The organism is Sphingobium fluviale, from assembly GCF_004122115.1.
Classification (GTDB): domain Bacteria; phylum Pseudomonadota; class Alphaproteobacteria; order Sphingomonadales; family Sphingomonadaceae; genus Sphingobium; species Sphingobium fluviale.
On the sequence record NZ_SBKP01000002.1, the window covers coordinates 319,187 to 342,292 of the forward strand.

At 60.0% G+C, this 23,106-nt stretch carries 21 protein-coding genes; 12 read left to right on the forward strand and 9 right to left on the reverse strand.

The features are described from left to right. Positions 1-201: 201 nt before the first annotated feature. Positions 202-2,754, reverse strand: coding sequence for an ABC transporter permease (locus EQG66_RS04035; RefSeq protein ID WP_245987842.1), 2,553 nt, complete (start codon positions 2,752-2,754; stop codon positions 202-204). Further along, on the reverse strand, positions 2,738-3,442 hold the full coding sequence (locus EQG66_RS04040) for an ABC transporter ATP-binding protein (RefSeq protein WP_129403239.1): 705 nt from the start codon (positions 3,440-3,442) through the stop codon (positions 2,738-2,740). Before EQG66_RS04040 ends, EQG66_RS04035 begins: the two co-directional genes overlap by 17 nt. An 18-nt stretch (positions 3,443-3,460) precedes the next feature. Between EQG66_RS04040 and EQG66_RS04045 the strand changes: the two genes are divergently transcribed. The 10 genes from EQG66_RS04045 to pnp all read left to right on the forward strand — a co-directional run bounded on the left by EQG66_RS04045 (position 3,461) and on the right by pnp (position 14,709). Next, a complete protein-coding gene (locus EQG66_RS04045; protein WP_129403240.1) occupies positions 3,461-4,195 on the forward strand; it encodes an arylesterase in 735 nt (244 codons plus the stop codon). A 44-nt stretch (positions 4,196-4,239) separates the two neighbouring features. Next, the gene (locus EQG66_RS04050) at positions 4,240-5,013 is read left to right on the forward strand and encodes an NUDIX hydrolase (RefSeq protein WP_129403241.1); all 774 of its coding nucleotides are present in this window, start codon (positions 4,240-4,242) and stop codon (positions 5,011-5,013) included. Positions 5,014-5,141: 128 nt separating this feature from the next. After that, a complete protein-coding gene (rimP, locus tag EQG66_RS04055) occupies positions 5,142-5,678 on the forward strand; it encodes a ribosome maturation protein RimP (protein ID WP_129403242.1) in 537 nt (178 codons plus the stop codon). Positions 5,679-5,683: 5 nt separating this feature from the next. Further along, on the forward strand, positions 5,684-7,306 hold the full coding sequence (gene nusA, locus EQG66_RS04060; protein WP_129403243.1) for a transcription termination factor NusA: 1,623 nt from the start codon (positions 5,684-5,686) through the stop codon (positions 7,304-7,306). A gap of 45 nt (positions 7,307-7,351) precedes the next feature. Then, entirely contained in the window at positions 7,352-8,035 is a 684-nt protein-coding gene (locus tag EQG66_RS04065) for a DUF448 domain-containing protein (RefSeq protein WP_129403244.1), read from the forward strand. A 64-nt stretch (positions 8,036-8,099) separates the two neighbouring features. Beyond that, positions 8,100-10,637, forward strand: a complete 2,538-nt coding sequence (infB, locus tag EQG66_RS04070; protein WP_129403245.1) for a translation initiation factor IF-2 — start codon at positions 8,100-8,102, stop codon at positions 10,635-10,637. A gap of 24 nt (positions 10,638-10,661) precedes the next feature. Beyond that, complete coding sequence (gene rbfA / locus EQG66_RS04075; protein WP_129403246.1) at positions 10,662-11,045, forward strand: 30S ribosome-binding factor RbfA; 384 nt, start codon at positions 10,662-10,664, stop codon at positions 11,043-11,045. Beyond that, positions 11,042-11,950 (forward strand): tRNA pseudouridine(55) synthase TruB, encoded by a 909-nt coding sequence (gene truB / locus EQG66_RS04080; RefSeq protein ID WP_129403247.1) that lies wholly within the window; start codon positions 11,042-11,044, stop codon positions 11,948-11,950. The genes rbfA and truB overlap by 4 nt, the downstream gene beginning before the upstream one ends. Before the next feature lie 18 nt (positions 11,951-11,968). Beyond that, entirely contained in the window at positions 11,969-12,238 is a 270-nt protein-coding gene (gene rpsO, locus EQG66_RS04085; protein ID WP_129403248.1) for a 30S ribosomal protein S15, read from the forward strand. A 176-nt stretch (positions 12,239-12,414) separates the two neighbouring features. Further along, positions 12,415-14,709, forward strand: coding sequence for a polyribonucleotide nucleotidyltransferase (gene pnp / locus EQG66_RS04090; protein WP_129403249.1), 2,295 nt, complete (start codon positions 12,415-12,417; stop codon positions 14,707-14,709). Positions 14,710-14,846: 137 nt separating this feature from the next. Here the strand turns inward: pnp and EQG66_RS04095 are convergent, their stop codons facing one another. Beyond that, positions 14,847-16,343, reverse strand: coding sequence for an aldehyde dehydrogenase family protein (locus tag EQG66_RS04095; RefSeq protein WP_129403250.1), 1,497 nt, complete (start codon positions 16,341-16,343; stop codon positions 14,847-14,849). Here EQG66_RS04095 and EQG66_RS04100 point away from each other — a divergent pair. Further along, a complete protein-coding gene (locus EQG66_RS04100) occupies positions 16,315-16,518 on the forward strand; it encodes a hypothetical protein (protein ID WP_129403251.1) in 204 nt (67 codons plus the stop codon). The genes EQG66_RS04095 and EQG66_RS04100 overlap by 29 nt on opposite strands. A 67-nt stretch (positions 16,519-16,585) precedes the next feature. Here EQG66_RS04100 and EQG66_RS04105 read toward each other — a convergent pair whose 3' ends face one another. Together EQG66_RS04105 and EQG66_RS04110 are read right to left on the reverse strand one after the other, a co-directional pair. Beyond that, positions 16,586-17,215 (reverse strand): nuclear transport factor 2 family protein, encoded by a 630-nt coding sequence (locus EQG66_RS04105; RefSeq protein WP_164975577.1) that lies wholly within the window; start codon positions 17,213-17,215, stop codon positions 16,586-16,588. Between the two features lie 8 nt (positions 17,216-17,223). Beyond that, entirely contained in the window at positions 17,224-17,769 is a 546-nt protein-coding gene (locus EQG66_RS04110) for a VOC family protein (RefSeq protein WP_129403253.1), read from the reverse strand. A gap of 416 nt (positions 17,770-18,185) precedes the next feature. Here EQG66_RS04110 and EQG66_RS04115 point away from each other — a divergent pair, with 416 nt between their 5' ends. After that, complete coding sequence (locus EQG66_RS04115) at positions 18,186-18,935, forward strand: SDR family NAD(P)-dependent oxidoreductase (protein WP_129403254.1); 750 nt, start codon at positions 18,186-18,188, stop codon at positions 18,933-18,935. Here the strand turns inward: EQG66_RS04115 and EQG66_RS04120 are convergent. The 4 genes from EQG66_RS04120 to EQG66_RS04135 all read right to left on the reverse strand — a co-directional run. Continuing rightward, a complete protein-coding gene (locus EQG66_RS04120; RefSeq protein WP_129403255.1) occupies positions 18,925-19,167 on the reverse strand; it encodes a lipoyl domain-containing protein in 243 nt (80 codons plus the stop codon). The genes EQG66_RS04115 and EQG66_RS04120 overlap by 11 nt on opposite strands. Next, positions 19,164-20,147, reverse strand: coding sequence for an alpha-ketoacid dehydrogenase subunit beta (locus tag EQG66_RS04125; RefSeq protein ID WP_129403256.1), 984 nt, complete (start codon positions 20,145-20,147; stop codon positions 19,164-19,166). The genes EQG66_RS04120 and EQG66_RS04125 overlap by 4 nt, the downstream gene beginning before the upstream one ends. Position 20,148: 1 nt before the next feature. Continuing rightward, positions 20,149-21,168 (reverse strand): thiamine pyrophosphate-dependent dehydrogenase E1 component subunit alpha, encoded by a 1,020-nt coding sequence (locus EQG66_RS04130; RefSeq protein WP_220428629.1) that lies wholly within the window; start codon positions 21,166-21,168, stop codon positions 20,149-20,151. Between the two features lie 237 nt (positions 21,169-21,405). Beyond that, a partial coding sequence (locus EQG66_RS04135) for a TonB-dependent receptor (RefSeq protein WP_129403257.1) occupies positions 21,406-23,106 on the reverse strand: 1,701 nt, incomplete at its 5' end.

A 23,106-nucleotide genomic window follows, 5' to 3' on the forward strand; every position in this document is an offset into this window, starting at 1 on the left:
TGACCGCGTTCAAGAGCCGTTTTCGATCTGATCGGATCGGATAGCCTGCTCTCATTCTTTGTTTTACCGCGATTTCTGAAGCGTCAGATGATTCCCTATGACTGGAAATCACTCTAGTTTCAGCCGACGCACCCTGTTCAACCGCGCCTCTGCTCGCGGCACTGGCTTGGCGCTCTGGCCTGCCTTTGCCGGTCCGCGCTCTCAGACTTTCCGTAACGCCTGCGCGGGCCGCAAAGCCATGAGCGGAAGCGAGCCGATAAGGCCGATGCCGAGCGTCATCGCCGCGCCGCCCAGTAATGTCGCCATTACCACGCTCCAATCCGGCGCCCATCCGAACTCGAACACCCGCACGATGACGAACCATGCCGCACTTATGCCCAGCCCCAGCGAAACCAGCGCCAGCACCGCCGCGATCAAGCCATATTCGAGCGCCTGGGTGCCGAGGATCTGCCAGCGTGTCGCTCCCAGCGTTTTAAGGATGATCGCGTCATAGCTGCGTATCTGCCGCGAGGCAGAGATCGCGCCGATCAGCACAGCGATACCTGCGAGGATCGTAATTGAAGCGGCGGCTACGATGGCGGCGGCCATCTGATCGAGCAGTGCGCGCACCTCTGAGAGAAGCTCGCTGGTCTCGATCACCGACGCGCTGGAAAAGGCTGCCAGCAGGCTGCGCGTTACGGCGCCCTTCTCGTCACCGCGCAGGGTGATAGTGGCGGTGAGGCTGTGCGGCGCGCTGGAAAGGCCGCTGGGTGAGAACACCATCACATAGTTGAAGCCCATCGTCTCCCAGTTGATCGTCCGCAGCGAGGCGATGCGCGCGTCAATCTCTCTGCCCAGTACGCTGACGGTGAGCACGTCTCCCACATCGAGATCGAGCACCTCCGCTTGCTCTGCATCGAGCGACACCAGCGGCGGGCCTTTATAGTCGGCGGGCCACCAGGTGCCTTTCACCAGCTCGCTGCCTTCGGGCACGGTGGTGCTATAGGTCACGCCCCGCTCTCCGCGCAGCAGAAAGGCATCGCCCGGCACGTTTTCGCGGTCGGTAACGCGCTGTCCGCCATAGGCAACGACTGTGCCGCGCAGCGCCGGCACGATATTGACGGCGGCATCGGGAGCTTGGCTCGCAATAGTGGCGATCAGCTTGGCCCGGTCACTCGATGGGATGTCCAAAACAAACAGGTCCGGCGCCTTATCGGGCACCGTCCGGTCAATCTCGCTGCTCAGGCTGGTCTGTATGCCCGCCAGCGTCACAAACAGGGTGAGCGCGAGGCCGAGCGCAATGACGAGCGCGGTCGTTTGCGCGCCGGGGCGATACAGGTTGGTAAGGGCAAGGCGCAGCAGCGGCGTGCGCGGGCGCGGCACCTTGCGCGCCGCCCAGCGGGCCAATGCCCCCAGCCCCGTGAGCAGGATCAGCACGCCTGCGATCGCGCCTATCACCCAGAGCGAAAACAGAATGTCTCGCGCACCTGCCAGCACGAGCGCAAGCAATAGCAGAACAGCAGCTGTCGTCAGCACTTTGCCCCTCCTGTCCAGCCCGCGCCGCGCCGGATCGACTGTTGCGCGCAACAGGGCCGCACCCGATTCATGCCGCGCGCGTGCCAGTGGCGGCACCGCAAAGATCAGCGCGATCAGCACACCATACACCACCGCCGTGACAAGCGGCAGGGGGTGAAGCGCGAACCCCGGACGCACCGGCAACACATCTCCCGCCACGGCAACGATTAGCGGCACTGTCAGCGCTCCTGCCACTAGCCCCAGCGTAATCGCAAAGGCAGAAACGGCACCGATCTGCAGCAGATAGATCCGCACAATATCGGCAGTGCTGGCGCCCAGTATTTTCAGTGTCGCGATGCTGCGGCGGCGCAGGGTCAGGTATGAGGTGACGCCGTTGTTGACGCCGATGCCGGCCACTGCCAGTGCGGTGAGGCCGATCAGCGAGAGGAACTGACCCATGCGGCCCATAAACCGGCTGGTGCCCGGCGCGGCGTTCTCCCGGTCGTCAAATTCCCATCCGGCCGAAGCGTTCTCTTCTTCCATGCGCTTGCGGATCGCTCCTGCATCGGCTCCGGCAGGAAGCCGTATGCGATATTTGCTCGCAAACAGACTGCCCGGCTGGATAAGGCCAGTGCGCCTTAGCCCTTCCAGAGAGACGATTGCCACCGGGCCGAGGGTGAAGCCCTCGCCTACGCGATCCGGTTCGTCTGCGATGATGTCTTTGACGGTGAAATCGGCCTCGCCATAGCGCAGCCTGTCTCCGGGACGCAGCGAAAGCCGCTCGGCCAGCGCGGTGTCGATAAGGATCGCATCCGTGGGCAACGGGGCCGCATAGCGCCCATTGTGCAGAGCGAGCGTACCGTAAAGCGGATATAGGGTGTCCACCCCCTTCAGCTCGGTCAGCACCGCATCAGGGCCATCACCCTGCGCGTGCCCGATCCGCTTCGCCATTGCACGCATGCGGATCGTTTCGCTCAACGTACCGCGCTGTACGAACTGCCGCTTGTCCTCGGCGGATGCCTCTCGCTGAGTCATCTCGATCTGGATGTCTCCACCCAGGATCACCTGCCCGCGCTCTGAAATTTCCTTGGTGATTGCAGAAGTGAGGCTACCCACGGCAGCCAGCATCGTAACGCCAAGGAACAGGCAGACGAACAGCAGGCGCAACCCGATCAGCCGCGCATGCAGATCACGCCGGGCAATGCGCCAGCTTTCCCCCCAGCCCAGATCATGTTGCGCCATCTCAGCCCTGCCGCTCATCAACGATGCGGCCATCGCTGATCTCGACAATCCGGTCACACCGCGCGGCCAGCGATCTGTCATGCGTGATGAGCATCAGCGTGGCCTGAGTTTCCTTGTGGCGCTGAAACAGCAGGTTCGCGATGGCCTCGGATGTCTTGCCATCGAGGTTGCCGGTAGGTTCATCGGCAAAGAGTATTTCCGGCCCAGGCGCCATGGCGCGCGCGATGGCAACGCGCTGTTGCTCTCCTCCGGAAAGCTGCGCAGGGTAATGATCCATCCGGTGGCCCAGCCCAACGGCAGTCAGTTCACGCGCTGCGCGATCAAACGCTTGCTTATCGCCGGCAAGCTCCAGCGGCACAGCAACATTCTCCAGCGCTGTCATGGTGGGGAGCAGATGGAACGCCTGAAGGATAATGCCGACATGCCCACGCCGCGCCCGCGCCAGATCATCCTCATCCAGCGCGCTGAAATCCGCCCCGCCGATCATCACCTCGCCGTTGGTTGCGCGTTCCAGACCAGATAGCACCGCCATCAGCGACGATTTGCCAGACCCGGAAGCGCCCAGCACGGCAACACTCTCTCCCCGCCGGATATCGAGGTCTATCCCCCGTAATATTTCCACCGGCGCTTCCGCCGAACCGAGAGCCAGCGTGACATTTCTTGCACGAACCACGATAGAAGATGGATCGTTCGTTTGCATATGCATGAAGGGAAGTGCCTGCCTATGAAGAATGAAGCAATGAAGACTTTGTTCTCATATGGTGTGCTGATTGCGCTTGTCCAGCTTGTCACCGCCTGTACCCCTGCGGACAATACGAACAATAGTGCGGACCCGGCTACAGAACACGCGCAAGCGGCGTCTGGGAACCGGGGTGAAGCCCTGCAAAAAACTGATAAAAATGGCGCGCTTGTGGTGGCGTTTGGCGATAGCCTGTTCGCCGGATATCAGCTGGGCCGCGAGGAAGGCTTTGCCCCGGCGCTGGAACGTGGCCTGAAGGCGGACGGGACGGTCGCGCATGTTTTCAATGCTGCTGTGTCCGGGGATACCAGCGCGGCGGGGCTGAGGCGCCTCGGCTTCGTGCTTGATGGCTTGTCCAGAAAGCCGGATCTTGTCATCGTAGGTTTCGGTGGCAATGATATGCTGCGCGGGCTTAGCCCCCAGGAAACCCGCGAAAACCTGACGGCGATTCTGGATGAACTCAAGCGCCGAAACATTCCCGCCATGCTCGCCGGGATGGTCGCAGCGCCGAATATGGGCAGCGACTATGCCAAAGCGTTCAACCCGATCTATCCCGATCTGGCGCGGACCTATGGCGTACCGCTCTATCCTTTCATCCTCAATGGCGTGATCGGCAATGACGCGTTGTTGCTGCCTGACGGCATCCACCCCAACCCGCAGGGCGTGGAGCAGATTATAGGCGGCATCGCGCCGCTGGTCGCCCGCGCGCTTGAAAACTGACCAATGCTTGACGGGTCGACATATCGATGTGCAGAGAGTCGGCCATGACCAACCAGCCCCAGTTCGCGCGTCCGGCTGCCAGCGTGATCGTCGCGCGGCATAACCCTGAAGGTGCGCCGTATTTCCTGATGCAGGAGCGCGCCGGGGCCATGCCCTTTGCGGGCGGAGCAATGGTATTCCCCGGCGGGGCTGTTGATCCTGCCGATATAGAGCATGCTTCGGCTTTCGCACCCGCGGACAATCTGGACGATCTGGCCGCACGCATTGCGGTAGTGCGCGAGAGCATAGAGGAGTGCGGGCTGGCGCTGGGGCTTGCCGGCGAGGCGATGATCGCGGGGCGGGCCTTGGCGTTAAGGCAGGCGCTGAAATCAGGTGTGACACTGGCGGATGCGGTGGAGGCGCTGGGGCTAACCCTCAATTTCGATAGGCTTATTCCATTTACGCGTTGGCGTCCGCCTGCGCATGCGGTTCATCGGCGCTATGACACACGTTTTTTCCTCGCCGTGGTTGATGATGTGCCGGAGGATATGGCGCCCGATGGAGGCGAGACGGTGCGGCTGGTGTGGCGTACGGCGCAAGAATTGCTCGATGAGGCGGATGCCGGGCGGGCGAAGATCATTTTCCCCACCCGCCGCAATCTTGAGCGTTTGGCGCAATGCGAGAGCATCGCGGCATTGGTTGCGCATGCGCATGCGCATCGGGCCGATCTGATAGAGCCGTGGGTGGAAGTGCGTGGAGGCATAGAGCATCTCTGCATCCCTGAAGGGCTGGGATACCCCGTGACATCTGAGCCGTTATCGAATGCGCAGCGAATTTGAATATAAGGTTGTCAGGCGCATCCACTTCGGTTAAACGCCCACCATTCTTCCTGACATCGCCACCATGTTAGGGCTGGAACCGCAAGGCTCCGGCGCCAAGCGGGCATGTCTATCGAAAGGTTTGAACTCTGGTCGATCTGGCCGCACTGACACAGATGATTGAGCCGGAGGCACGCGCCCTCGGCTTCGATCTGGTGCGTGTGAAGATGCTGGGCGGAGACGACCCGACGCTGCAAATCATGGCTGAGCGCCCCGAAACGCGGCAGCTCAACATCGATGATTGCGCCGCTCTTTCACGCCGCCTGTCCTCCATGCTGGATGACATGGAGGCTGCGGGCCGTGACCCGATCGAGACCGCCTATCGGCTGGAGGTGTCGTCCCCCGGCATCGACCGTCCTTTGACCCGGCTCAAGGACTTTACCGACTGGGCTGGGCATGAGGCACGTGTGACGGTGACTGATTCGGTCGCTGAACGCAAACAGTTCAAGTCTATCCTTGCAGGGGTGGATGGCGAGACGATTCTGCTCGATGACCCTAAGCTGGGTCGGGTGAGCATTGGCTTTGACAATATCCAGAGCGCCAAGCTGGTGCTGACGGATGCGCTTATTTCTGCTACAATGCCGCTATCCTCTGATGGGGCGGATGAAATAGAGACGGAAGGATAGACCCTATGGCCACTGCCATTTCCGCCAACAAGGCCGAGCTGATCGCCATCGCCAATTCGGTGGCGTCTGAGAAGATGATCGACAAGGCGATCGTCATCGAGGCTATGGAGGATGCGATCCAGCGCGCCGCCCGCGCTCGCTATGGCGCGGAAAACGATATTCGCGCAAAGCTCGATCCCGACACCGGCGATCTGCGGCTGTGGCGCGTGGTCGAGGTTGTCGAGGTTGTCGAAGACTATTTCAAGCAGGTCGACCTGAAGCAGGGGCAAAAGCTTCAGCCGGGCGCGGCGCTGGGCGACTTTATCGTCGATCCGCTGCCGCCCATTGATCTGGGCCGTATCGATGCGCAGTCCGCCAAGCAGGTGATTTTCCAGAAAGTGCGCGACGCAGAGCGCGAGCGCCAGTTCGAGGAATTCAAGGATCGGGTCGGTGAGATCATCACCGGCGTGGTGAAGTCGGTCGAGTTTGGCCATGTGGTTGTGAACCTCGGCCGCGCCGAGGGCGTTATCCGCCGCGATCAGCAGATCCCGCGTGAAGTGGTGCGCGTGGGTGATCGTGTTCGTTCAGTCGTGCTGAATGTGCGCCGCGAAAACCGCGGGCCGCAGATTTTCCTGTCCCGCGCGCATCCTGAGTTCATGAAAAAGCTGTTCGCGCAGGAAGTGCCGGAAATCTATGATGGCATCATCACGATCATGGCTGCTGCTCGCGATCCTGGATCGCGCGCGAAAATTGGTGTTATCAGCCGCGATGGCAGCATCGACCCGGTCGGCGCCTGCGTCGGCATGAAGGGCAGCCGCGTTCAGGCGGTGGTGCAGGAAATGCAGGGCGAGAAAATCGACATCATCCCGTGGAGCGAAGATACCGCGACCTTCGTGGTGAACGCGCTCCAGCCTGCGACCGTCAGCCGCGTCGTTATCGACGAGGATGAGGGCCGCATCGAGGTGGTGGTGCCGGACGATCAGCTTTCGCTCGCCATTGGCCGCCGTGGCCAGAATGTTCGCCTCGCCAGCCAGCTTACCGGCAAGGCGATTGACATTATGACCGAGGCAGACGCGAGCGAAAAGCGCCAGAAGGAGTTCGTCGAGCGGTCAGAGCTGTTCCAGAACGAGCTGGATGTCGATGAAACGCTGTCTCAGCTTCTGGTCGCCGAAGGTTTTGGCGAGCTGGAAGAGGTCGCCTATGTCGGCGTCGAGGAACTGGCGGCTATCGAGGGCTTTGACGAGGAGCTGGCCGAAGAGCTGCAAAACCGCGCGCAAGAGGCGCTGGAGCGGCGCGAGGCCGCCGCGCGCGAGGAGCGCAGGGCGCTGGGCGTTGAGGACGCGCTGGCCGAAATGCCGCACCTCACAGAGGCGATGCTGGTTACGCTGGGCAAGGCGGGCATCAGGACGCTTGATGACCTTGCCGACCTCGCCACGGACGAGCTGATCGCCAAGAAGCGCCAGAACGACCGACGCAAAAACCGCGAGGCGGTGGAAGACAAGGGCGGTGTCCTTGCCGCATATGGCCTCTCGGAAGAGCAGGGCAACGAGATCATCATGGCTGCCCGCGCCCACTGGTTCGAGGATGAACCCGGCGCGGATGCAGCTGCAACCGGGGAGGTCGCAGATGCTGCGGATGCTTCCCAATGATCGGCCGGTTGCTGATTTAATACCGAACCGCAGCGAGGCGCTCTCATGACGGAGCGCCGCTGTATCCTGAGCGGAGATCGCGCCGCGCCAGAGCATCTGGTGCGCCTTGCGCTCGCGCCCGATGGCGCGCTGATGCCCGATGTGCGGGCCAAGGCGCCGGGGCGGGGCGCGTGGATCGGCGTGTCGCGCGCTGCGCTGGAAAAGGCGCTGGCCAACGGCAAGCTCAAGGGGGCGCTCGCCCGCGCATTCAAGTCAGGCGAGTTTGTGCTGTCACCCGATTTGCCCACATTGATCGCCGACGCGCTGGAGCGGCAGGCGATGGAGCGGCTGGGGCTGGAGGCGAAGTCTTCCAACCTCATTACCGGGTCAGAGAAGATCGATGTCGCGGCGCGGCGTGGGCAAGTTCACATGGTGCTTCATGCAGCCGACGCAGCGCCTGACGGCTGCCGCAAGCTCGATCAGGCCTGGCGTGTGGGGCAAGAGGCCGAGGGGCAGGATCTGGCGGGCATGATCTTGCCAGTGGGGCGCGATGCCCTTTCGCAGGCATTGGGGCGCGAGAATGTCGTCCATGTCGCAGTTACGGATCGCAGCGCCGCCGCGCGTATTATCGCGCTGTTAAGCCGCTGGCAAAGCTATGTCGGATGCGCTAACGGTGTGGCTGATAAAGTTTCGCCGGAGGCGCGGTCAACGGCCCAGGCGGCGGCAATGTCCATCGGGCATGAAGACTGAGCGGCGGCCTGTTCGGGCCATGCCGCATTTTGGTGTTTGAAGTTGAGAAGGTTGAATAAAGTCGATGAGTGACAGCAACGAAGACAAACCGGTTCTGGGCCGCAAGCCGCTGGGCATCAAGCGGACGGTAGAATCGGGTCAGGTACAGCAGAGCTTCAGCCACGGGCGGAAAAACACCGTCGTGGTCGAGGTGAAGCGCCGTCGCATCATCGGCAAGCCGGGCGAGGCGCCCATGGCCGCGCCGGAGCCGGTTGTGGCTGCGCCCGCGCCTGTTGCACCGGTCGCTGCGCCCGTAGCCGCCCCGCGCCCTGCCGCCCCGCCTTCACCGCCGCGCAACGACCTGATGAGCCGGCAGGAGATGCAGGCGAAGCTGCTGCGCGAGGCCGAGGAATCGCGCATGTCTGCGCTGGAGGATGCCCGCCGCCGCGAGGAAGCCGCGCGGCTTGCAGCCAGCGAAGAGGAGAAGCGCCGCGCCGAGGAAAACCGTCGTGTGGATCAGGACGCCGCCGCCGTGCCCGTCGTTGAGGTCGTTGCCAAGCCGGAGCCTGAAGCCGCGCCTGCCGATGATGTCGCCGTTGCACCCGTCACGGAAGACACTGCCAGCGATGCCCGCCCGGCTCCGCGCCGGTTTACGCCTGTCACGCCTGCCAAGCGGCCTGAGCCTGCCGCCAAGCCGGATCGTGCCGCCAAGCGTGGCGATCATGACCGGCGGCAGTCCGGCAAACTGACCGTCAATCGTGCGCTTTCCGATGATGACAGCGCCCGTGCGCGCAGTCTTGCCGCCCTGAAGCGTGCGCGAGAGAAGGAGCATCGCCGCACGCATGGCGGCAGCCAGCAGAACCGCGAAAAGCAGGTGCGCGATGTCGTGGTGCCGGAAGGCATCACGGTGCAGGAACTCGCCAACCGCATGGCCGAAAAGGGCGCGGATCTGGTGAAGGCGCTGTTCAAGATGGGCATGCCTGTCACCGTCAACCAGACGATCGATCAGGATACGGCGGAGCTGCTGGTCGAGGAATTCGGCCACCGCATCCAGCGCGTTTCGGACGCCGATGTCGAGATCGATACGGGCGCGGATGTCGATGCGGATGAAACCCTAAAGCCCCGCGCTCCGGTCGTCACGATCATGGGCCATGTTGACCATGGCAAGACCAGCCTTCTGGATGCGTTGCGCGGCACCGATGTGGTGGCGGGCGAAGCAGGTGGCATCACCCAGCATATCGGCGCCTATCAGATCAAGGCGAAGGGGGGCGAGATCATCACCTTCCTCGATACGCCGGGCCACGAAGCCTTTACCGAGATGCGCGCTCGCGGGGCCAACGTGACCGACATCGTTGTACTGGTCGTCGCGGCGAACGACGGGCTGATGCCGCAGACGATCGAGGCGATCAACCACACCAAGGCGGCCGGCGTGCCGATGATTGTCGCGATCAACAAGATAGACCTCGATACCGCCAACCCCCAGCGTGTGCGTGAGCGCCTGTTGGAGCATGAGGTGATGGTCGAGGAGATGGGCGGCGAGGTGCAGGATGTCGAGGTGTCAGCGCTCAAGAAGATTGGCCTTGATACGCTGATCGAGAAGATCTTGCTTCAGGCCGAACTGCTGGAGCTGAAAGCCAACCCGGATCGTACCGCAGAAGGCCGCGTGATCGAGGCGCAACTCGACAAGGGCCGCGGCGCGGTGGCCACTATTCTCGTAGGGCGCGGCACGCTCAAGGTCGGCGACATTTTCGTCGTTGGCGAGCAGAGCGGCAAGGTCCGCGCGATGGTCAACGACAAGGGCCAGAACATCAAGGAAGCCGGGCCATCCATGCCGGTCGAGGTGCTTGGCCTTTCCGGCGTACCGATGGCGGGAGATCAGCTTTCTGTCGTGGAGAACGAGGCGCGCGCGCGCGAGGTTGCCGCCTATCGCGCCGAGCAGGCGACGAAGAAGCGCACGACATCGGCGCCGACGAGCTTCGAGCATATGTTCTCTGCGCTCAACACCACCCAGATCGAATATCCGATTGTGGTGAAAGGTGATGTGCAGGGTTCGGTCGAGGCGATCGTCAGCTCGCTCAACCGTATCTCAACCGATGAGATCAAGGTGCGGGTGCTGCACTCCGGCGTCGGCGCGATCACCGAGAGCGATGTGACGCTGGCCGCTGCCAGCCGCGCGCCGCTGATCGGCTTCAATGTGCGCCCCAATGCCAAGGCGCGGCAACTGGCCGAGCGCGACAAGGTGAGCTTGCGCTATTATGACGTGATTTATGACCTGCTTGAGGAAGTAAAGGGCGAGATGGCGGGCCAGCTCGCGCCAGAGCGCATCGAAACGGTTGTCGGTCGCGCCGAGATCAAGGACGTGTTCCCCGCAGGCAAGAAAGACAAGGCTGCCGGTATGCTGGTGGTCGATGGCTTCATCCGCAAGGGCATCAACGCGCGCCTTACCCGCAACGATGTCATCGTTTCGGCGACGATCATCGCCTCGCTCCGCCGCTTCAAGGACGATGTTGCGGAAGTGCGCGCAGGCCTGGAGTGCGGCGCGGTGCTCGCGGATACCAACGACATCAAGCCCGGCGACATGCTGGAACTGTTCGAGGTAGAAGAGCGCGCGCGGGTGTTGTGATCGCCCGGTTGTAGGGGACTGCCGATGGCCGCCAACGAAGGCCCTTCCGTCCGCATATTGCGTGTAGGCGAGCAGGTGCGCCATGTGCTGGCGGACATCCTCCAGCGCGGCGATGTGCATGACGAGGTGCTCGCCAAGCATATGGTGAGCGTGACCGAAGTGCGCATGACGCCGGACCTGCGCCATGCCACAGCCTTCATCAAGCCGCTGCTGGGGCGCGATGAAGAAGCGGTGCTCAAAGCGCTGCGTACCAACACCGCCTATCTCCAGCGCGAGGTGGCGAAGCGGGTAAAGACCAAGAATGCGGCTAAGCTCAAGTTCATCATCGACGAGAGTTTCGATGAGGGCAGCCACATCGAACAGTTACTGCGTGATCCCAAGGTGGCGCGGGATTTAAGCGGCGAATGAGCGATGCGCCGGGCGCAGACGCCCCCCACGGATGGATCATCCTCGACAAACCCTATGGCCTGGGCAGTACGCAGGCGGTGGCGGCGGTGAAGCGATGCTTGCGCGAGGCGGGCCTGCCCAAGGTCAAGATCGGCCATGGTGGTACGCTCGATCCGCTGGCGACTGGCGTGCTTCCCATAGCGCTGGGAGAGGCGACCAAGCTCGCCGGGCGGATGCTCGATAGCGACAAGGCGTATGATTTTTGCGTAAAGTTTGGCGCGGAGACGGATACGCTGGACGCCGAGGGACAGGTTATCGCCACCAGCGACGCGCAGCCCACTGCGGCGGAAATAGAGGCAATCCTGCCGCGCTTTACCGGCCCCATCGAACAGATGCCGCCTGCCTATTCTGCACTCAAGGTCGATGGTCGCCGTGCCTACGACCTCGCGCGGGCAGGGGAGGCGGTGGAGTTGCAAACCCGCGCCGTGACTATCCACGCCCTGACTCTGCTGTCCTGCGATGCAGAAAGCGCAACTTTCTCAGCCACTGTCTCCAAGGGCACTTATATCCGCTCCCTCGCGCGGGATATTGCCCACGCGCTCGGCACGGTGGGCCATGTGACCATGCTGAGGCGCACCAAGGCGGGGCCGTTCGCTCTGGAATCCGCGATTTCGCTGGACAAAATTACGCAAGCTGCTAAGGGCCGCATCATCGCGCAGCATGTGCTGCCGTTGACGGTTGGGCTGGACGACATCCCGGCTCTGTCCGTCACTCCCGCAGAGGCGCTTGCTTTGAAACAGGGCAAGCAGCTCTTGGGAGACCCCCGCAAGCAGGGTCTGATGCTGGCGCTGGAGGGTGAAACGCCCATCGCGCTGGTGGAAGGCCTCGGCCCTGAGATCAGGGTCGTGCGGGGTTTCAATCTCTAGTTTTCAGAAAGGATGACGATGTCGATTACAGCTGAGCGCAAGAGCGCGCTGATACAGGAACATGCCCAGAATGTGGGCGACACGGGTTCGCCCGAAGTGCAGGTTGCGATCCTCTCTGAGCGCATCTCGAACCTGACCGAGCATTTCAAGGGACATCACAAGGATAATCACAGCCGTCGTGGCCTGCTGATGCTGGTCAACAAGCGTCGCAGCCTGCTGGATTATCTCAAGAAGAAAGATCAGGGCCGCTATGAGGCGCTGATTGCCAAGCTGGGCCTTCGCAAGTAAGGTCAGGCATCAAGAGGCGGCCCCAAGTTGGGGCCGTTTCGATTCGGTGCCCATGCAATTCGGCATGGCGCTGAGCAAGGGGGCGAGAAGAATGCCTCCGCACCGCCGCGGGCCGGCTTTGCCCGCATTAGGTAAGCCCCTCCGCGCAATAGGGCCGGCGGGTGGAAGGAAAACCAATGTTCGATATGAAGAAAGTTGAAATCGAGTGGGGCGGAAAGACCCTGACACTCGAAACGGGCCGTGTTGCCCGTCAGGCCGATGGCGCGGTTCTCGCGACATACGGCGAAACAGTGGTGCTGTGCGCTGTCACGGCCGCCAAATCCGTGAAAGAAGGGCAGGATTTCTTCCCGCTCACCGTTCACTATCAGGAAAAATATTCCGCTGCTGGCCGTATCCCCGGCGGCTTTTTCAAGCGTGAGCGCGGCGCGACCGAGAAGGAAACGCTGACCAGCCGCCTGATCGACCGCCCGGTGCGCCCGCTGTTCCCCGAAGGCTTCTACAACGAGATCAACGTGATCTGCCAGGTCCTCAGCTATGATGGCGAGACCGAGCCGGATATCGTTGCGATGGTCGCGGCGTCAGCAGCGCTCACCATTTCCGGCGTGCCCTTCATGGGGCCGATTGGCGCGGCGCGCGTGGGCTATAAGGACGGAGAGTATCAGCTTAACCCGTCACTGGATGAAACCAAGGAAGGCGAGCTGGATCTCGTTGTCGCCGCCACCCAAAACGCGGTGATGATGGTCGAATCCGAAGCGAAAGAGCTTTCGGAAGAGGTGATGCTCGGTGCGGTGATGTTCGCCCACAAGGCGAGCGCACAGGTGATCGACGCGATCATCAAGCTGGCCGAGAAGGCCGCCAAGGATCCGTGGGAGATCGACCTTTCGGACAACACGGCCGAGATGAAGGCGAAGCTCAAGACCCTGATCGGCAAGGATATTGCCGCTGCCTACAAGATCACCGACAAGTCGGCGCGCTCCAACGCGCTGAACGAAGCCCGCGCCAAGGCGAAGGCAGCGTTCGCGGAGGAAAGCCCACAGACCCAGATGGTCGCCAACAAGACCATGAAGAAGCTGGAAGCAGAGATTGTGCGCGGCGCCATCCTCAAGGATGGTCAGCGTATCGATGGCCGCACCACCACGCAGATCCGCCCGATCGAGGCAATTGTCGGCTTCCTGCCGCGTACGCATGGTTCGGCGCTGTTTACGCGCGGTGAAACGCAGTCGATCTGCACCACCACGCTCGGCACCAAGGATGCGGAGCAGATGATCGACGGGCTCGATGGCCTGCATTATGAGAACTTCATGCTGCACTATAACTTCCCGCCCTATTCGGTCGGCGAAGTGGGTCGTTTCGGTGCTCCGGGCCGCCGCGAAGTGGGCCATGGCAAGCTTGCATGGCGCGCGTTGCACCCTGTGCTTCCCAGCAAGGATGAGTTCCCCTACACGATCCGCGTTCTGTCTGACATCACCGAGTCCAACGGCTCCAGCTCTATGGCGACGGTGTGCGGCGGTTCGCTCTCGATGATGGATGCGGGCGTTCCGCTGAAGCGTCCGGTGTCGGGCATCGCGATGGGCCTGATCCTTGAGGGCAAGGAGTTCGCGGTTCTCTCGGACATTCTGGGCGACGAGGATCATCTCGGCGACATGGACTTCAAGGTCGCGGGTACGTCCGAGGGTATCACCAGCCTTCAGATGGACATCAAGATCGCCGGTATCACCGAAGAGATCATGCGCAAGGCGCTTGCTCAGGCGAACGAGGGCCGCGCGCATATTCTGGGTGAGATGGCGAAGGCGCTGGGCGAAGTCCGCTCCGAGCTTTCGGCGCATGCTCCGCGCATCGAAACCTTGCAGATCGACAAATCGAAGATCCGCGAAGTTATCGGCACCGGCGGCAAGGTGATCCGCGAGATCGTGGCGGAAACCGGCGCGAAGGTGGATATTGATGATGAAGGCCTGATCAAGATCAGTTCGTCGGACATCAAGCAGATCGAGGCGGCGAAGGCATGGATTCTCGGCATTGTCGAGGAAGCGGAAGTCGGCAAGATCTATAACGGCAAGGTCGTGAATATCGTCGATTTCGGCGCATTCGTGAACTTCATGGGCGGCAAGGATGGCCTCGTCCACGTCTCAGAGATGCGCAACGAGCGTGTCGAGAAGCCGGGCGATGTCGTTTCCGAGGGCCAGGAAGTGAAGGTCAAGGTGCTGGAGATCGATCCGCGCGGCAAGGTGCGCCTGTCGATGCGCGTCGTCGATCAGGAAACCGGCGAGGAACTGGAAGATACCCGCCCGCCGCGTGAAAAGAGCGAGCGTGGTGATCGCGGCCCGCGCGGAGATCGTGGCGACCGGGGCGATCGTCGCCGGGGTGGCGGCGGCGGTGGCGGTCGTGACCGTGATCGCGGTCCGCGCCCGGAGCGCGCAGATAATGAAGGCGAAGCGCCAGGCGGCTTGCCGGATTTTCTGACGCAGGACTGATCGTCTTTTTGCAATAATAGTAAAACGGGCCGTCGGATATTTCCGGCGGCCCGTTTTCTATTATGTGCCATACCGCTTGCGGCAAAAGGACCGGCCGCACCTATGTCTGGCGACGCCGATCAGCCGCTTCGCTTGTACTATTGTGGTGGCAAGCCGGAATAGCTGAGCGGGATGATAACCGATTTTTGAATCGTATACTCGCGTAACAGATCCCACGTAAGTTCCCGGCCAAACCCGCTTTGCTTATACCCACCAAGCGGCATGCCTCGTGGCAGATTATAATAGGTGTTGATCCACACGATGCCGGTCTGCATGGCCCGCGAGATCCGGTGCGCCTGCCGCAAATCTTCCGACCATACGGCGCCTGCGAGACCATAAAGTGAATCATTGACCTGAGACAGCAGCTCCTCTTCGCTATCCCATGTGATGACACTCGTTACGGGACCAAAAATCTCCTCCTGAGCGACCCGCATACGATTGTGTACGTCTGTCAGAATTGTTGGCTTTACAAAAAACCCTGATTGCAGGCCTGTATCGGTGGCTATGTCCCCGCCAGACAGGATCGTTGCTCCCTCCTCGCGCGCCACATCGAAATAGGAGCGCACCTTGTCATACTGCATGCGCGATGACAGGGAGCCGAGACCGGTTTTCTCGTTGAGGGGATCGCCTACGCGGATCTGCTCAACAGCTGCGACAAATTTTTCAAGAAACGCGTCGCGGACAGCGCGCTCAACAAAGAGCCGAGATCCGGCCATACATACTTCGCCCTTGTTGAAAACCATCGCTATTGCAGCTGTTGTAGCTGCGGCATCCAGATCAGCAGAGCGGCAGATGATGTTGGCGGATTTGCCGCCCAGTTCCAGGGTTTGCGGAATGATATTGCGCGCAGCATATTCTATAATTTTTCGCCCGGTCGAGGTGGATCCGGTGAAGGCAACCTTGCGGATATCAGGGTGAGTGACGAGTGCCTCGCCGACGTCCTGGCCGTAGCCGGTAATGACATTGAGAACGCCGGGGGGAAGCAGGTCCGCAATCTCGGCGACGAACTCCAGCACAGTGAGGCAGACGATTTCGGACGGTTTCAGGACGATCGTGTTGCCCGCAGCCAAAGCGGGCGCAATTTTCATCGACGCCATGAGCAGGGGGACGTTCCAGGGGATTATTTGAGCGACCACACCCAGCGGCTCGCGGTGAACGAGGCCCAGCAAGTCAGCATGATTATGCGTCTCACCCTTCAGTGACCATACTGACCCGGCAAAATATTCGAATTGGCCGATCGCTTCGGGCAGATCGTGGATCGTGGCTTCGTGAACAGTCTTGCCGTTGTTGAGGGATTCCATCACGGCAAACTCTCCGCTTCGCGCGCGCAGCCTTTGCGCGATTTCCAGCAGAATACGCTGCCGCTCTTCAAAGGATGTTCGTGACCATGCCGGGAAGGCGCGCTTGGCCGCCGCGACTGCGCGCCCTACGTCCGCCGGGGTGCCGGCCTGAATATTTGCAAGATGCTGGCCAGTAGCAGGGTTCGATAGGCCGATAACCTTGCTGCCGTCAGATCCAATCCATGCCCCATCGATGAAGTGACCATATTCCGCACGAAATGTCGGCGTGACCGAAATCTTTGCTTCAGCGTTCATATCTATCCTCAATGTGGTGCGCTTGTCCGGCTCGGATTTCTGGCTGACACCGGTCAGCCTGCGCCGCTTCTATCAGCCTCTATCGGCGATGTTTGTGGGTGTGCCATTATATCAGGCTGAAGAAGGCCTTTGTACGCGGCTGGCGCCGACCTGGCATCTGCCGGGCCAGCCGTAAGTGGAAGCATCGCAGACGCGCGCTTATCGCTCAGGTCATGATCATCCCATTAATATGCTCTGCCCCCTCAGGAGCTGCTAGTGTTGCCTGCCGCGAGCCATGCCGCACCTTCCTCATACAGTGCCCTTTGCTCAGGGCTGTTGGGGGCGGGCAGGTGCATGTTCATTTCGATACCCATCTGCGAGAGGCAGTAGGCGATATGACGGTAAGCCGGCGGAAAGCTGTTTAGCCGGTCAATATCGATTTTCAGCTCTTCGCCATAGTTCATCGGCGCGATCATGTCCTTGTCGAACACGCCCACACGCTTCTTCATTTTCCACCCATCCGATGTTTTCAGAAAGAAGTCATAGAACCTGACGATTGACGTGATGTCGCACATCACGCCATGACACGGCAGGCGGATCAGCACTTCCCCACGTGCTTCGGAGACTGCATGGTTTCCGTTAATTTCAATAACGGAGCCGCAGAAGAGATGCTGGTTGAATGGCTGCCTGTTGGGATTTTCTGTCAATTCCTTACTGGCGTCGATGAACTCGTCCGCAGTGCCCTTGAACCATGTCACCTCGATCGTTCCATCTTCGGTCCAGATCTCGCGCAGGGGTTCCCAGTTGCCGGCGTCGCGGTGGATGCCCCATGCCGCTACTTGCTGGGCGATGATCATCTTGTCGATGGCTTCCTGTTCGTAACTCAGCATCATTGTCTCCCTTATGCCAGATCGTCGAACGAGCGGACGGGATCGTCGCCCTCCCATCCCAGCGCGCCCTTATAAATTTGTGTGAAAAACCGGTCGTTGAGTGGGCTGTACTCGATCAACTCGGTAAAGCCGGATATCGCGCCGACAGTGTCCACATATGCAATACGCGAACCGGTCGGCACCAACGCCTGAAAGACCATGGGGTGGCCTTGAGCAGCATAAAACTCAATGTCCGCGTCGAAATCGACTGACGCGCGCGCAACATGGTGAAAGCCGTAGCCGCTCGCTTCAATAATATCGTGATAGACGGATGGGCCATCGCTGAGCGGCTGGATCAGTTCAAACAATGTGTGCCCTGAAAACGCCATGGCAACAGCAATATCCTGCTCCACAGCCAAGCCGCGATATGTCGCACTTTCGAGGCAAAGCCGGTCAGCAACGAACCATGGGCCAACACCGAGAGTACTATGCCATATATTGACCGAAGCGCGAAGGTTTTCGACCACATAAGCCGTTTGGATGATGCCGCGATGTGGCTGACCAAAATCAGAGAGCATTGCTATACCTCTTTATCAAAGGTCCATGGCTGAACATACGCAGCATAATCCGTGCACCAGGATAAATACGGCCAACGATACCATCTGCCTTCATCTTTCAGGAGTCTGTTCGGGGTATTGAATTACTGCATCAAGCACTCGATCATTCGTCCGCTCATGGGCTAAGTGCGGATATGCGCGCGATGCACAACAGTGAATGCGGACATTGTATGTTGCCCCCGCTACTCTGCTGCGGAATCAGCGCAACAGAAGGCATGTGTCTGCTTACAAAGAAACCGTTCAGGCTCATATAATGCTGATCGCTCACCAGAGCGCGACGAACTGTTTCATAATAAGTTTCCAGAAACTGACGAGCCATCTCGATTTGCGTCTGATCGATTCGCCTTCGTTACTGGGAATATTGAACTGGAGGTACGATGGTGAAGCGACTGGCGAACCGGAAAGCATTTATCACGGGTGGTTCCGAAGGTATCGGGGCGGCAATCGCGCGCCTTTATGCTCAGGAGGGTGCTGATATAATTCTGATGGCGCGGAATAAGGAACGGCTCGATGCTTTGGCGGCCGAACTTGAGGGATATGGGGTTCGTGCGACGGCTCTGGTTGGAGACCTTGCGGATCGGAGGTCAGTCGCCGCAGTAGGGGACCAAGTTGTTGTCACCAGTGCCGGTCGGCTCGATATCTTCGTCGCCAATGGCGCGACATCAGGTCCGGTTGCACCGATAGCTATGGTCACGCCGGATCAGTGGGACACGGTTTTTCAGAGTAATGTACTCGCCAATGTGCAATTGCTGCACATGCTTCAGCCCCTGCTCGAACAGTCGGATGCTGGCCGCGTCATCTTTATGAGTTCTGGCGCAGCGCGGGTAACACGCCTGCCAAATACCAGCTATGCCGTAACGAAAGCGTCGCTGGAGGCGATCGCGCGCATCTATGCCGCCGATACCAACGACGGGCCGATACGGGCTAACATCATCAATCCGGGGCCGACGCGGACCGATATGCGGGCCCGGCATTTCCCGCATGAAGATCCGATGACGTTGCATACAGCTGATGATGTTGCACGCCTTGCGCTTGCGCTTGCCGATCCTGCCTGCACGCAAACCGGCCAGAATATCGACTATATGAGCTGGGCAGCGGAGAGGGGCGGCGAGACACCTACATCATGACATCGACTGTACACAGCGGCGCGCCGACCTCGACGTCCTCGCCTTCCTCCACGAAGACTTCGAGCATCGTTCCATCGGCAGTTGCTTCGATATCATGAGTGACCTTGTCGGTTTCAATAGCGTAAAGCGGATCGCCGGCCACAAAGCTATCCCCCGGCTTTTTGTGCCACTGCGCGATGGTCGCCTCCTGCATGCTCATGCCAACGCGGGCAAGCTTAAGCGTGATCTTCATGCTGCTGTCTCTGGCTGGCAAATGGAAGTAGCGGCGCGCACGATATCGTCGGCGTTAGGGAAGATGGCGGCCTCGGCATTGGGCGCATAGGGCATGGAGCTGTTGTTGACTGTCACCCGCCGGACCGGCGCGCGCAGGCCGGCAAACCCTTTGTCCGCTATTACCGCAGCGATATGGCTTGCGGCGCTGCACATGTCGCGCGCTTCGTCAATGATGACCGTGCGCCCGGTTTTCATCACCGATTTGATGATGGTCCGTTCATCCAGAGGGACTAGCGAGCGAACGTCGATAATTTCTGCATCGACACCCGCTTCAGCCAGCTTCTTTGCGGCATTTTGTGTCGCGCGGATCATCGATCCTACGCTGATGAGCGTGACGTCCATTCCATCACGTGCCACCGATGCCTTTCCTAACGGAACAAGATGCTCCCCATCAGGCACTTCGCCGCCAACCGCGCCGAGGCCCGATGCCTCCAGAAAGAAGGAGGGCCGATTACTGCGGATAGCCGTCTTCAGCATGCCCTTGGCGTCCGCCGGCGTAGCGGGGACAAGAACGTCGATCCCGCCAAGGTTCATGAGAACGGGGTGGTTCGCGTCCGAATGCTGCGCGGCTTGGGATGCTCCGCCACCATAAACAGCCAGCACGGTTATCGGCAGGTCGATCTGCCCACCCGTCATCAGCCGCAACTTCGCCATCTGATTGGCGATCGCATCAAAGCCGGTATAGATGAAATTCGAAAAGAGCAGATGCGCGATCACGCGATACCCTGCGGCGGCGGCGCCCACCGCCATGCCAGCTATAGTTGCCTCGCATATTGGCGTGTTGCGCACCCGCTTCGGTCCGAATTTGTCAAGCAGGCCGCGCGTATCACCAAATACGGCGAGGGCGACATCCTCACCGAAAAGGATCGTCTTTGGGTCGCGCTCCATCTCTTCGTGCAGGGCTTCGTTGATCGCCTGCGTATAGCGTTTTCTCGACATATCAGGCCTCCTCACCGACGCCCATCAACGCGTAGGCGAGCTTCGTGTCTGCGGGGTCTCCCTGTTCGGCGAAGGCGACTGCTGCTTCTACAGCGGCTTCCGCGTCGGCGGTCATAGTGGCGAACAGCGTATGGTCACATACACCTTCATTATTCAGGCAGTCTCGGAACCGGGCGATCGGATCTCGGTCGTCCTTGCGCCAGCGTTCTACCTCGTCGTTGGTGCGATAAGTACCCCCGCCAAGGATCATGTCCTCCGCCTCCAGATGCCCCTGAATGCGATAGGTGCTTGCCTCGATATAAGAGGGGCCCTCGCTGCGGCGGCATCGCTCTACAGCGTTTCTGGCGGCCTGTGCGATCGCGCGCACGTCATTGCCGTCCACCACGCTTACAGGCATGTCGAACGCCCGTGCCCGGTCTGAGAGCTTTCCGGCGGTGACGGTCGAGGAAACCGTAAACTCTGACAAGCCGTTGTTCTCGCACACAAAGATAGCCGGTAGATTCCATATGCTGGCTACGTTCAGGCATTCCATAAATACGCCTTGGTTCGCTGCGCCGTCACCGAAGAAGCAGACGGCAGCACGCCCGTTTCCGTCGAGCTGCGCGGCGAGCGCTGCTCCTGTTGCAATGGCGAGGCCGCCGCCAACGATGCCATTCGCACCGATAATGCCTTTCGAAAAATCGGCTACATGCATGGAGCCGCCCATACCCTTGCAGATGCCGCTACTCTTGCCCCAGATTTCAGCGAACATAGCATTGACGTCACCACCCTTGGCGAGGAAGTGGCCATGGCCGCGATGTGTGCTGGTCATCCAGTCGTCTTCTTCAAGCTGAGAGCATATGCCCACTGCCGTCGCCTCCTGACCGATCGACAAATGCACGCCACCCGGCAAACCGACTTCCTTTGCCACCCTGGCCAGACGGGATTCCGCATGGCGGATGAGCAGCATTCGTTCCAGCATTGACAGCTGCGCGGTCTGCCACGTCACCGATTGGTCCTGAGTCAAAATTGGGGTGGCCAATGTCGCTCCTCCTGATTGAATGTACCCTTTCAAGGTACCCGGATATCCCGATAAATCCGATCCTTACGAGCTGATTGCTCAAGAGCATTGGAGGCGACTGCACAAAAGCAAGGTATGGATCATGGCAGTTGCCTAACGGAGCGGGCGGGATGACCTGAGTCACCCCGCCCGCCTGATGTCCTATTAACATAGCCCTTGTGCAGCAAAGCTTACCCCGCGCCGACGGCTGAAAAACAACTAGAATTTTGCTCCCAGAGTCAGCGTATATTCCCGTGGCGCTACGCCGTAAGATACCAGTCGACCTGACGCGAGGGTCACATTTCGCGCAAAAATTTCCTCGTCCAGCAAGTTTGAAACGCCTAACCGCAAGCTCAGGCTATCCGACGCGTTCGATACCTTGATACTGGCGTTCAGCATCGTGTAGGATGGCTGGCGTGTGGTGTTATCGGCTTCGAAATAATAGTCGCCATTCTGTGTCGCCGTGATGTTGACTCCCAGATTGCCGCCAAAGGCAGGGGTCACATAATCAACCGCGCCGGTCAGCCCGTATTTGCGGGCATAGGGAAGCCGCTTCCCTTTGGCGTTAGGCAGAATAGCGGTTGTGATACCGCCGCCAGCAGCGGCCGTCTTGTCAATAGTGAGCGGCGCATTCGGATAATCCGTAAATTCAGGATGGATGAGGCTCAAGCCGCCCGTCAGGGTAAGGCCATTGAACACCCTTGCCGACAGATCGATGTCGACACCATAAATCTTTGCGCCCGCACCATTAGTCACGATTTGTGCAGGAGTACCACCCGGCGGGGTGATGAACTGAGATACCTGCACATTCTTGTATTTGTAGTAGAAGCCGGTGGCATTGAAGGTGATCCGCCGATTCCAGAACTGGCTCTTCAACCCGATTTCCCAATCGTCAAGTTGCTCCGGCAGATAGGAGACCGACCCTGGGTTGGAAATATTGAAGCCGCCGCTTTTGAAACCACGGCTGTTAGACGCGAAGATCATCACGTCGTCGGAAAGCTTTTGATTGATGGCTAGCCGCCACGTCACCTTCTTGGCGACAAGCGCGGGCGGGTTGTTGAAAGTTCGTGCAGCAACGACGCCAGCGCCGTTCGTCCGCTGACCGCCACCTGTCAATGTCCGCTTTTCATAGGTATAGCGCAGACCGGCAGTGATAGTAGTGCCCTGCACAACCTCGAAATCCGCTTGAGCAAAGGGAGCAATCGACTCAGATTTTTCAAATGTATCAAGCGTGGCGTTCCGGTTTAACGCATTGAACCGGTATGTCCCTCCGTTGATCGCGGGACCATTGCGGAAGTCACGGTTGAAGTAGTCATAGCCTTGGCGGTAATTGAAATAATAGACACCGGTCACCCACTTGAGCGGTCCGCTGTCATCGGACACCAGTTGGAGTTCCTGCGAATACATTCTGCCATTACCGACGGCATCGGAATCGACGATCACTGAGGGTGCTCCGTCCAGATCATATCGGAAAGCAAAATCGAATTTGCGATAGGCGCTGATTGAAACCAGTTCGGCAAAGCCGAAATCGCTTCTGAAGGTGGCCGCTATGCCGCCGCCTTTGAAGACCGTGCGACCGGCAGTTCCGCTGTAGCTGTCATAGCGGTTGCCGGAAGAAGGCCCAATACCCTGGTAGGCAATCGTGGTTTTGGGAGAACCCGGATAGGGTGCAAAGGTGGCACCATTGTCTTCACGATTGAGATAGTCGCCCACAATCAGAAGCGACGTTGCATCATTCATCTGGAACAACAGCTTGCCGCGCAAGGAATAGGCGTGATCCAGCTTGTTCTCTTTGTTGATTTTCATTGAGAGTTGACCCGGTGTGGGGAGTAATTTCCACTGAGAAGTGACCCATGTTTGAACGCTTCCCTGTCTTTGGTGATCAGGGGATATTGGAGTGTTGGACATGGCGTTATTGAG